This is a genomic window from Streptomyces sp. NRRL S-495, assembly GCF_000966955.1.
GTDB classification, from domain to species: Bacteria; Actinomycetota; Actinomycetes; order Streptomycetales; family Streptomycetaceae; genus Kitasatospora; species Kitasatospora purpeofusca.
The window spans coordinates 1-11,247 of sequence record NZ_JZWY01000562.1 but is presented as its reverse complement, the minus strand read 5'-3'; the positions used below and the strand labels follow the sequence as shown (position 1 = coordinate 11,247).

Below are 11,247 nucleotides of genomic sequence, written 5' to 3'. Positions count from 1 at the left end.
CACCCCGATGAGGAGTCCCCGTGCGCCACTCGCTCCGTACGCGTTCCCTGCTCATGGCCCCGATCCTGAGCGCCGCCCTGCTCACGCTCCACCCCGGGACCGCCCACGCCGCCGATCCCACCACCATGACCAACGGCTTCTACCTCGACCCCGACTCCTCGGCGCGGCGGTGGGTCAACGCCAACCCGGGCGACGGCCGCGCCCCCGCCGTCCGGTCGTCGATCGCCGACGTGCCGGCGGCGCGCTGGTTCGGCAACTGGAGCGGCGCCGTCGGGACGGCGACCGGCTCCTTCGTCGGCGCGGCCGCCGCCCAGGGCAAGCTGCCGCTCCTGGTGGCCTACAACATCCCCGACCGCGACATCTGCGCCGGCCAGTCCGGCGGCGGGGCGGGCAGCGCCGCCGACTACCGGACCTGGATCGCCGCCTTCGCCTCCGGCATCGGCAACCGGCCCGCGGTGGTCGTCCTCGAACCCGACTCGCTCGGCGACGAGAGCTGCATGACCCAGGCCCAGATCACCGAGCGCAACGCCCTGTTGAACAACGCCGTCGCGCAGTTCAACACCAAGGCCCCGAACACCTGGGTCTACCTCGACGCCGGCAACCCCGCCTGGCTGAGTGCCGGCACCATGGCCCAGCACCTGGCCGCGGCCGGGGTGGGCGGAGCGCACGGGTTCTCGCTGAACGTGTCGAACTACCTCACCACCGCGGAGAACACCGCCTACGGCAACGCCGTCAACGCGGCCCTGAAGTCCGCGAAGGGCTTCACCAAGCCGTACGTCATCGACACCAGCCGCAACGGCAACGGCTCCAACGGCGCGTGGTGCAACCCGGCGGGGCGGCGGATCGGCCGGCCCTCGCAGCTCGGCGGTGGCGCCGAGATGCTGCTGTGGATCCCCGGCGAGTCCGACGGCAACTGCGGCGTCGGCGCCGGATCCACCGCCGGTCAGTTCCTGCCCGAGGTCGCCTACAGGATGGTCTACGGCTACTGACCCGGAACGACGGCCGGCCCCGCGGCAGTGGTCCGGGGCTCCGGGGCCGCCGTGGAACCAGCGTGGCGGGTGCCCTCCGGCACCCGCCACGTCCGCTCCGGTCCCCGCGGCGGCCCTATCCGCCGACCGGCGGGTGCAGCTCACCGCTCCGGGCCACCCCGGCGTACCAGCGGGCGCTGGACTTCGGGGTGCGGGTCTGGGTGGCGTAGTCGACGTGCACCAGTCCGAAGCGCTTGTCGTAGCCGTACGCCCACTCGAAGTTGTCCAGCAGGGACCAGGCGAAGTAGCCGCGCACGTCCGCCCCGTCGGCCGCCGCCCGGTGGATCGCCGCCAGGTGGGCGTGGAGGTAGGCGGTGCGCTCCGGGTCGTCGACCGTGCCGTCCGCGCCGACCCGGTCGTCGTAGGCCGCGCCGTTCTCGGTGACCATCAGCGGCAGCTCCGGGTGGCGGTGGGCCAGGCCGGTCAGCAGCTGGTGCAGGCCCGTGGGGTCGACGGCCCAACCCATCGCGGTCCGCTCGCCCGGCGCCGGACGGAAGCCGACCCGGTCCGCCCCCGGCCAGGGGGAGGCCGTGCCGCCGCCGTGGCCGTCCTCCCGGGCGGGGTCGGCGCCCTCGGCCGTCGCCGAGACGACGGTGGGTGTGTAGTAGTTGACACCCAGCCAGTCCAGCGGCTGGTGGATCTGCTTGGGGTCCCCGGGGCGGACGAAGGCCCAGTCGGTGAGGTGGGCCGTGTCGGCCAGCAGGTCCTCCGGGTAGGCGCCCTCCAGGATCGGGCCGAGGAAGACCCGGTTGCCGACGGCGTCGATCCTGCGCACGGCGTCCTGGTCGGCGGCGGACGGGGTGAAGGGGCGCAGTGCGTGCAGGTTGAGCGAGACCGACAGCTGTGCGGCGGCGGGCAGCAGGTCGCGCAGTGCCGTGACGGCCAGGCCGTGGCCGAGGTTGAGGTGGTGGGCGGCCCGCAGCGCGGCCACCGGGTCGGTGCGGCCGGGCGCGTGGACACCGGAGCCGTAGCCGAGGAAGGCGCTGCACCAGGGCTCGTTGAGGGTGGTCCAGTGGCCGATCCGGTCGCCGAGGGCCTCGCCCACCAGCGCGGCGTAGTCGGCGAAGCGCTCGGCGGTCACCCGCTCGGGCCACCCGCCGGCGGACTCCAGCTCCTGGGGGAGGTCCCAGTGGTAGAGCGTGGCGACGGGGGTGATGCCGTGGGAGAGCAGCTCGTCGGTGAGGCGGCGGTAGAAGTCCAGGCCCTGCTGGACGGCCGGGCCGCGGCCGGTGGGCTGGACGCGGGGCCAGGAGACCGAGAAGCGGTAGGCGGTCAGCCCGAGCTCGGCCATCAGCCGGACGTCCCCGCGGAAGCGGTGGTAGTGGTCGACGGCGACCTCGCCGCTGTGGCCCTGGAAGACCTTGCCGGGGGTGCGGCAGAAGGTGTCCCAGATCGAGGGGGTCCGGCCGTCCTCCGCGGTGGCGCCCTCCACCTGGTAGGCGGAGGTGGCCGCGCCCCAGAGGAAGCCGGTCGGGAACCGGGGCGGTGCGGCGGTGGCGGGAGGGAGAGGGCCGGAGGGGGGAAGGGGCATGGGTTCGCTCCCGAGGGTGAGGGGTTCAGCTCTTGACGGCGCCGGCGGTGATGCCGCCCACGATGTGTTTGCCCAGCAGGGCGAAGACCAGCAGTAGCGGCACCGTGGAGATGAGCGCGCCGGTCAGCACGATCGCCTGGTCGACGCTGTGGTTGCCCGACCCGAGGCCGGCCAGCGCGACCTGGAGGGTGGGGTTGCCGTCCGGGGTGAGGGCGATGAAGGGCCAGAAGAAGTCGTTCCACGCCTGGACGAAGACCAGCATGCCGAGGACGGCCATGGCGGGCCGCGCCACCGGGAAGACCACGTGCCAGACGATCCGCAGACTGTGCGCGCCGTCCACCCGGGCGGCCTCGACCAGCTCCACCGGCAGGGCTTCGACCAGCGAGGGCAGCACCACCGACTGCAGCTGATCCACCCAGCCCAGGTCCGTGATGATCCGGTAGAGCGGGATGACGCTGAGCTGGGGCGGGACGGTCATGGTGGCGACGACGAGGGCGAGCAGCACATTGCGGCCGCGGAAGGGCAGCTTGGCGAAGGCGAACCCGGCCAAGGTGGCGAACAGCACGGTGGACAGCGCCACCAGACCGGCCACCACCGTGGTGTTGACCAGCGCCCGCCCCATGTCGACCTGGTTCCAGGCGAAGGTGAGGTTGTCGAGCAGGTGCGGGCCCGGCAGCAGCGGCGCCGGGGCCTCGACCACCCGCTCGCCCGAGTGCGAGGCGGCGACCAGGTTCCAGTACAGCGGGAAGAGCGAGACCAGGGCGGCGATCCCGAGCAGGACGTAGGTCAGCGGGCCGGCGTGGTGCTGACGCCCGGCGGACGGTCGCAGGCGGGTGCGGAGTACGGAGGTGGTGCGCACGGGTTCAGGCCCTCCTTCGGCGGGCGCGGACGACGAGCGCCTGCACGGCCCCCGCGGACAGCAGCAACAGCAGCATCACCCAGGCGATCGCGGAGGCCTGGCCGAGCGCCCCGGTCACCCAGCCCTTCTCGTACATCAGCAGGCTGAGCGTCTGGAACTGGTTGCCACTGCCGCCGCTGACCCCCAGGCTGCCGCCGAACAGCATCGGCTCGCCGAAGAGCTGGGTGGCGCCGATGGTGGACACCACGACGGTGAACAGGATGGTCGGGCGGATCGACGGGACGGTGACGCTGAGGAACTGCCGGGCCCTGGAGGCTCCGTCGATCGCCGCCGCCTCGTACAGCTCCTGGGGGACGGCCTGCATCGCGGCGAGGTAGATCAGCGCGTTGTAGCCCGTCCAGCGCCAGGTGACGATCGCCGAAATGGCGATCTGCGCGGGCCACTTGGAGGATTCCCAGTCCACCGGGTGGAAGCCGGCCCAGCCGATCACGGTGTTGATCAGCCCGTAGTCGCTGTTGAACAGCTGGGCGAACACCAGGGTGGCGGCGGCGATCGAGGTCGCGTACGGCGCGAGCACCGCGACCCGCAGGAAACCCCGGCCGCGCATCCGGTAGTTGAGCAGATGGGCCAGGCCCAGGGCCAGCAGCAGCTGGGGCACGGTGGAGACCACGCCGATGGTGAAGGTGTTGCCGAGGGCGTTCCAGAAGAAGTCGCTGTCCCACAGGCCGGTGTAGTTGCGCAGGCCGAGCCACTCGGCCTCGCCGCCCAGCTCGACCCGGTGCAGCGAGAGCCAGCCGGTGTAGACCAAGGGGAAGAGGCCGAAGGCCGCGAAGCAGAGGAAGAACGGTGCGACGAACGCGTACGGCGCGGCCCGGACGTCCCAGCGGTACAGCCTGCTGCGCCAACGTGGCCTGAGCGGCGGGGCGTTGGAGGCGATGAGGTCCACCGTGGCTACTTCTGGATCTTGTCGTCGACCAGCTTGTCGACATTGCTCCACGCCTGCGCGGGATCGGTGCCGCGTTGCTCGATGTCGAGGATGCCGTTGTCGGTGAGGAAGGTCTTCACCTGGCCGTCCCAGCGGCTGATCGGTACGGCCTTGATGCCGGCGGCGGCCTCCGAGTAGATCCGGCCGACCGGGGTGTCGCCGAAGAACGGCAGGGTGGCGTCCCGGACGGCGGGGGAGGAGAGGGTCTCCTTGGTGGAGGGGATGTTCCCGTTGACGGCGAAGACCTTCGCGTGCTGGGCGGGAGCTGTCAGCCAGGCGGCGAGCTCGGCGGCCTCCTTGACGTGCCCGCCGGACTTCGGGACGGCGAGGAAGGAGCCGCCCCAGTTGCCCGCGACCGGGGCCGGGGCGATGTCCCACTTGCCCTGGTTCTCCGGGCCGGCCTGGTCCTTGATGATCCCGGTCATCCAGCTCGGGCAGGCGACGGTGGCGAACCTGTTGTTCTTGAAGCCCGCGTTCCAGGTGCCCTTCTCGTCGAACTGCCGCAGCTTGGCGGTGATCCCGCCGGTGGCCGCGGTGGTGGCGATGGACCAGGCCTTCTTCACGCCGGGGCTGTTCCGGTAGTCCAACTCGCCCTTGGCGTCGGCGTACTGGATCGGCTCACTGGCGACGACGGCGTTGAACAGTCCGCTGGCGGAGTCGTGGAAGGCGGTGCCCTCGGGCGCCTTCGCCTGGTAGCCGCGACCGGCTTCGAGGAACCTGTCCCAGCTGCCGGCCCAGAGCGCGCCGACCTGGGCGCGGTCGGTCGGCAACCCGGCCTTGGCGAAGAGGTCCTTGTTGTAGCAGATCGCCATCGGGCCGATGTCGGTGCCGAGACCGATCACCTTGCCGTCCGCCGTGGTGGCCTGCTTGGTCTTCCAGTCCAGGTAGGCGCCGAGGTCCGCGCCGCCGGTGCTGCCGAGGTCCACCCACTTGCCCGCCAGCCCGGGCCCGGTGGCCTCGGCGACGTAGCCGACCTCGACGGCCTGGATGTCGGCGAGGCCGCTGTCCCGGGAGAGCCGCAGCTTGAGCGTGTCCCAGTACTTCTGGCCGTCGGCCACGTTGGACTCGACGATCTTGATGCCGGGGTGCAGCTTCTCGTACTCGGCGTAGAGCTTGGCGCCGGTGTCGTTGTCGTAGCCGAAGGAGCCGAAGGTGCCGATCCGCAGCGTGACGGTGCCGCTGCCGCCGTCGGCCTTGGTGCCGCTTCCGCTGCTGCTGCAGGCGGCCAGCAGGGCGGTGCTCGCGGCCAGGGCGGTGAGCGCGGTGAGGCGTCGGCCTCTGGCGGTGGTGGCTGTGGCGGTGGTGGTGGTGCGCATTCCACTCTCCTCGTCCGGGGGTGGTGCGGGGCTCGCGGGTGGCGGCCCCCAGCAGCGTGGGAGCGCTCCCACGTCGTAGTCGGAAGGTTCCTGCCTCGGCTGATCCGGTGTCAAGAGATGAAGCCGAATTGCTCTCCGGCACAACGACGTTGGCCCACCATCGCCATTTCCTGAACGCGGCCGTGGCGGCGCCGCGCTCCGGTGACCTACGATCCTCTGCCAGGCGCCCCTCCCGGGGACGCGAGACCGAAGGCGGCGACGGAAGGCGCGTGGGCAGTGAGCGGACGGCAGACCGGAAGGCCGACCCTGGAGCAGGTCGCGGCCCGGGCCGGGGTCGGGCGCGGCACGGTGTCCCGGGTGATCAACGGCTCGTCGAGGGTGAGCGAACAGGCGAAGGAGGCGGTCGGCCGGGCCGTCGCGGAGCTGGGCTACGTGCCCGACCGGGCGGCCCGGGCGCTGGCCGGAAGCCGGACGGACGCGGTCGCGCTGGTGGTGCCGGAGACAGAGGCGCGGTTGTTCGCGGAGCCGTACTTCCTGGACATCATCCGCGGTGTGAGCGCCGAACTCGGCACGGCGGACAAGCAGTTGCTGCTCACACTGATCCGCACCGAGCAGGAGCGGCAGCGCTTCGAGCAGTACCTCGCCGCACAGCGGGTGGACGGCGTGCTGCTGGTCTCGGTCCACCGGGACGACCCGCTGCCCGACCAGGTGCGCGCACTGGGCCTGCCGGTCGTGCTGAACGGGCGCCGTTCGCCGCAGGAGCCGGTGGCGTATGTGGACTCCGACAACGTGGGGGCCGGCCGCTCGGCGGTGCGGCACCTGGCCGGGCGCGGCCGGTGTCGCATCGCCACCATCACCGGCCCGGCGGACATGGACGCCGCGCACGGCCGGCTGGCCGGCTACCGGCAGGGGCTGGCAGCGGCCGGCCTGCCGGCGGACGAACGCCTCGTCGCCACCGGGGACTTCACGGAGGACGGCGGCCGGCGGGCGATGCGGGAGCTGTTGGAGCGCTGCCCCGACGTGGACGCGGTGTTCGCCGCCTCCGACCTGATGGCCGTCGGGGCGCTCGCCGTCCTGCGGGCCAGGGGACTGGACGTGCCCGGTGACGTCGCGCTGGTGGGCGTCGACGACTCGCCGGTGGCCCGCCACCTCGACCCCCCGCTGACCACCGTCCGCCAGCCGATCGAGGAGATGGGTCGCACGATGGCCGGGCTTCTGCTGCGGCAGATCGCGGGCGAGGCCGCGGAGCCGTCCCGCCTGGTGCTGCCGACGGAGCTGGTGGTGCGCGGGTCGTCCTGAACCGCCGGCCGCCCTGAACCACGAGTCGTCCTGAACCGCCGGCCGTCCGGAGCTCCGCGGGGCTCCGGACGGCCGGGGTGTTCAATGCCGCGTCACAGTGCCGGATAGGCGTTCTTCAGCAGCTCCCGGAACTGGGCGGAGAACCAGTCGCCGGACAGCGGCGCGTCCGGCAGCGCACCGGACATGTGGTTGTTGTTCCTCGGGTTGCCGGTGTAGGCCGGGTCGCACATCCCGTCGACGCCCTTGCCGTCGTTGTTCGGGAGCGGCTTGCTGGCCCCGTCCGACTCGCCCGGCGGCTTCATCCAGACGTACGCGTCGATCCCCGGCGTCGGGGCCGCCTGCGGCCGTTCGCCGAGGCCCGCGCCGGCCTGGTTGCACCAGTTCCCGGTGTTCAGCCGCCGGTCGTAGCGCCCGCCGTCGACATAGGCGTCGACGCTCGTCCGCGGTCCGGGGCCGGCCGGCCGGGCGGCACCGCCCCAGCCGTTGCGCGAGGTGTCGATCAGCATGCCGAGCCCGGGGTCGAAGCCCAGCGAGACCAGCTTGGTCCGCAGCCCCTGGGCGTAGGAGAGCTCGTCGACGTACCGGTTCCAGTCGACCCACTTGGACTGGCGGACGGAGGCGCCGTTGACGCTGTCGTCGATGGTGAAGTTGCTCTCCTTGAGTGCGCTGTAGTTCGCGGTGTTGACGATGAAGCCGTGGATGTTGGCGAGGGTGGAGCCCTCGGAGGTCGCCGCCTGCTTGAACAGCTCGGCGGACGGGCCGAGGTTGTCGTCCCAGCCCAGCCAGCCGTGGTGGCCGGCGTCGGCGTAGTTGTACACGTTGGGGACGGCGCCGAGCTTCTTGAGCGCGTAGCCGATGCCCTTGATGTAGTTGCCGTTGGCCTTCATCACGTCGCAGGCGGCGGTGGCGGTGGCGCGCGGCGTGGTGTTGGTGACCAGGTTCGGCAGCGAGTCGAGCTCGACCGTGGTGACGATCCGCAGGCCGGCGTACTTGGGGTCGGCGAGGACGGCCGCGATCGGGTCGATGAACTCCGTCCGGTACCGGTCGATCTCGGTCGGGCCGAGTTCGCCGTTGGAGGAGAGGGCGGCGCAGTCCCGGCCGGGCAGGTCGTAGACCACCAGCTGGACGACGAGTTCGCCGCTGCCCTTCTGGCGCAGCGCCTCGTCGAGGTGGGCGCGCAGCCCCATCCGGCCGTTGGCGCCGGCGATCGCGGCGATCCGGTCCAGCCAGACGCCGGTGGGCTGGTTGGCGACCTTGGTGCCGCCGGGTTCGGCGGCGGCGTTGGCGGACCACTCGGGGTTCACATAGACCTTGGCGCCGACATACGGGTTGTCGACGCGGGTGCCGGGCGGGGTGGTGGGCGTACCGGTGGGGGTGCTCGTCGGGGTGCCGGTGGGGGTGCCCGTGGGGGTGGGGCTCGTGGTGGAGCCGTTGCAGGGCACCCCGTTGAGCTTGAAGGCGGCGGGCACCGGATTGGTGCCGCCGTAGGAGCCGTTGAACCCGAAGGAGGTGGAACCGCCGGTCGCCAGGCTGCCGTTGTACGAGACGTTCCGGGCGGTGACGGCGGCCCCGGACTGGGTGAAGGTCGCGTTCCAGCCCTGGGTGACCTGCTGGTTGCCGGCGAAGGTCCACTCCAGGGTCCAGGAGCTCAGCGGGTCACCGGTGTTGGTGACGGCGACGTTGGCGCCGAAGCCGGTGTCCCACTGGTTGGTGACCTGGTAGTCGACCCGGCAGCCGGCCGCGGCGGCACCCGCGGAGGTGGACAGCACGGTGGCGGTGGCACCGGTCGCGGTGAGCAGGCCGAGAGCGGTGAGCAGGGCGGTCCGACTGCTGCGCAGTCGGCCGACGGTGGGTCGGGTGGGGGTGGTGGGGCTCATGGTGGGGTCCCTCTCAGTGTCCGTCGGAGGCGCGAAGGTGGTCGCGCAGTCCGAGGCCGAATGCGGTGGGGGTGCCGTCGTAGGCGCTGATCAGAGCGGGGCCGGAGGAGCAGTCCCAGGTGTTCCAGGTCCAGCCCAGGTACGAGAGCCCGTGGTCGTCGGACCACTTCATGACGCGGTCGACGAACGCGTGCCCGCAGGTGTTCTCGCCGATCTCGCCCGCCACGAGCGGGGCACGGGCGGCGACCGGGGCCAGGGTGGAGTTCCAGCAGGCCTCGTCGGCACAGGAGTTGAAGTTGTAGACGTGCCAGGCGGCGGCCGTATTGCCGGTCGGGTCCGAGGGTGCGTGGGCGAGCCAGCCGCTCAGGTCGTTCGCGTAGGCGACCCCCGGGACCAGGACGACATTGCGGGAGCCGGTGGCGCGGACGGCGTCCACCAGGTCCTGCATGCCGGCCACCTCGTACCCGATGCCCGGGCAGGTGCCGCCGTCGCGCCAGCAGGTCCAGGCCTGTTCGGCGGTGGCGGTCGCCCGGTCCGGGTAGGGCTCGTTGAACAGGTCGAACACCACCCGGGGGTCGTCCTTGAAGGTGTTCGCCACCGAGGTCCAGAAGGCCGGCGCGTACCGGGCGTCCGGCATCGGCTTCTGGCAGGAGGCGTGCACGTCCGTGCAGCCCGCCGAGTTGCCGGTGTACTGGCCGTACGTCCAGTGGAGTTCGACCACGGGGGTCATGCCGTGCGCGAGGACGCGGGCCACCAGCTGTTCGACGGCGCCGATGTAGGCGTCGCCCCGGTACTCGGGCCGGATGTTGTCCAGGCCGAGCCAGCACTCCTCGTTGAGCGGGATGCGGACGGTGTTGGCCTTCCAGTCCGCGATGGCCCGGACGGCGGCGTCGTCGACCGGGCCGTCGAAGACGCCGTGGCCCTGGACGCACATGAACTCGCCGCCGGAGCGGTTGACGCCGAGCAGACGGCGGGTGGCGCCGCTCCGGTCGGTGAGTCGGTTTCCGCTGACGCCGAGTTCGGGTGCGCCGGCGGGCGGGGTGGGGGTGGCGGTCGGGCCGCTGGTCGGGGTAGGGGTGGCGGTCGGTGTCGGGGTGGCGGTCGGGCTGCTGGTCGGGGTGGCGGTCGGGCTGGGCGACGGTCCCGAACCGGACGAGCAGGGAAGGCCGTTGAGGGTGAACCCGGTCGGGTCGGGGTTGGCGCCGGACCAGGAGGCGATGATGCCGAGGGTGACGCTCGCACCGGTCCCGAGCGAGCCGTTCCAGCTCTCGTTCGCGGCCGTGACACCGGTGCCGGACTGGGACCAGGCGGCGCCCCAGCCCTGGCTGAGGTGCTGGCCGCCGGTGAACCGGAAGCCGAAGCTCCAACTGTTCGTCGGTGCGCCGTGGTTGGTGATGACGACGGAGGCCTGGAAGCCGCCGGTCCACTGGTTGACCGTGGAGTAGTCCACGGAGCAGCCGAGCGGAGCGGCGGTGCCCGGGCCGGCGCCCGCCGCGGCGGACACGGCGCTCACCATGGCGAGGACCGCGCCGCCGAACAGCGCTGTGAGGGGTGGGGGATGTCGCATGAGCGACTCCTTGCAGCGAGGACACGCCGCTCCCGGCGCGTCGACTGACGGAATCGCTCCCACTGGTGGGCACCGACCGTAGCGCCAACTGCCGCCAAGGAAAAGAGGAGTTGCAGGGATTGCTGAGCAGAGGTGTTCGACTCTTCAAGCCTCTTGACCCGCTCGCGGGGATCCCGCACAGTGGGAGCGCTCCCACTGGTCAAGCACTGTCGTACAACGCCGTGCGGCTGCCCCCGTACGGTGAAACCGCAACCGGTCGTGGGCGGGCCGCGGCGCCCGCGGACGGAAGCGGCCCGGGTGCACGCGCACCCGGGCCGCTTCCGGACACTCCCCGGCCTTCAACCGGACTTCCCCGGCCTTCACCGGCCCGGGGAGAATCCTCCCCAGACGGATGCGGGGCCGCCCGCCGACTGGGCGTCGATCCGATAGCTGTCGCCCGCCGCGCCGCGCACGCCGGTGGCATGGTTGTACTGGGCCGCGAACTCGTGCTGTCCGGCCGGTACGGTGCGGCCCGGCTTGAGGACCCAGCGGTAGAGCAGCACGCCGCCGGACTCCTGGGCGGTGACGGTGAAGTCGTCGCCCGGCAGGGTCCGCCAGTTGCCGGCGTCCCGTACGTCGCCGGTCTGGACGATGCGCAGTTCGACGGCGAGCGCGGTGAGCGGCTGGGTGGTCCGGAGAGTGAGGTTGTTCTGTGCCCAGTAGACCGTGCTGTGCGGGTCGATCGATCCCTCCGAACCCAGCGGACCGTTCTGCGGTCGGCTGCTCGCCGACGGTGTCGGGGGCGC

The 11,247-nt window shown here is 72.1% G+C and carries 8 protein-coding genes and 1 pseudogene; 2 read left to right on the top strand and 7 right to left on the bottom strand.

Going from position 1 to position 11,247, the window contains the following annotated elements; all coding sequences use genetic code 11:
- Positions 1–53 precede the first annotated feature (53 nt).
- The gene (locus VR45_RS27230; protein WP_045942498.1) at positions 54–989 is read left to right on the top strand and encodes a glycoside hydrolase family 6 protein; all 936 of its coding nucleotides are present in this window, start codon (positions 54–56) and stop codon (positions 987–989) included.
- A gap of 115 nt (positions 990–1,104) precedes the next feature.
- Here the strand turns inward: VR45_RS27230 and VR45_RS27225 are convergent, their stop codons facing one another.
- Genes VR45_RS27225 through VR45_RS27210 form a run of 4 tightly spaced genes read right to left on the bottom strand, consistent with a single transcriptional unit; the run spans position 1,105 to position 5,719 of the window.
- Complete coding sequence (locus tag VR45_RS27225; RefSeq protein ID WP_045942485.1) at positions 1,105–2,559, bottom strand: GH1 family beta-glucosidase; 1,455 nt, start codon at positions 2,557–2,559, stop codon at positions 1,105–1,107.
- Between the two features lie 25 nt (positions 2,560–2,584).
- Positions 2,585–3,418 carry a carbohydrate ABC transporter permease gene (locus tag VR45_RS27220; protein WP_045942484.1) on the bottom strand — a complete coding sequence of 278 codons (834 nt, stop codon included), beginning with the start codon at positions 3,416–3,418 and terminating at the stop codon, positions 2,585–2,587.
- Positions 3,419–3,422: 4 nt separating this feature from the next.
- Positions 3,423–4,355: a sugar ABC transporter permease gene (locus VR45_RS27215; protein ID WP_234326214.1), complete on the bottom strand. Its 933-nt coding sequence runs from the start codon at positions 4,353–4,355 to the stop codon at positions 3,423–3,425.
- 14 nt (positions 4,356–4,369) lie between these two features.
- Positions 4,370–5,719: an extracellular solute-binding protein gene (locus VR45_RS27210; RefSeq protein ID WP_045942482.1), complete on the bottom strand. Its 1,350-nt coding sequence runs from the start codon at positions 5,717–5,719 to the stop codon at positions 4,370–4,372.
- Between the two features lie 276 nt (positions 5,720–5,995).
- Here VR45_RS27210 and VR45_RS27205 point away from each other — a divergent pair, with 276 nt between their 5' ends.
- Complete coding sequence (locus tag VR45_RS27205) at positions 5,996–7,018, top strand: LacI family DNA-binding transcriptional regulator (protein WP_045942481.1); 1,023 nt, start codon at positions 5,996–5,998, stop codon at positions 7,016–7,018.
- 92 nt (positions 7,019–7,110) lie between these two features.
- Here the strand turns inward: VR45_RS27205 and VR45_RS27200 are convergent, their stop codons facing one another.
- From VR45_RS27200 to VR45_RS27190, 3 genes and pseudogenes are all read right to left on the bottom strand, one after another.
- Positions 7,111–8,895, bottom strand: a complete 1,785-nt coding sequence (locus VR45_RS27200) for a glycoside hydrolase family 6 protein (protein ID WP_045942480.1) — start codon at positions 8,893–8,895, stop codon at positions 7,111–7,113.
- Positions 8,896–8,908: 13 nt separating this feature from the next.
- On the bottom strand, positions 8,909–10,411 hold the full coding sequence (locus VR45_RS27195; RefSeq protein ID WP_045942497.1) for a cellulase family glycosylhydrolase: 1,503 nt from the start codon (positions 10,409–10,411) through the stop codon (positions 8,909–8,911).
- Between the two features lie 410 nt (positions 10,412–10,821).
- Positions 10,822–11,247: pseudogene (locus VR45_RS27190) on the bottom strand (hypothetical protein); the annotation flags it as partial.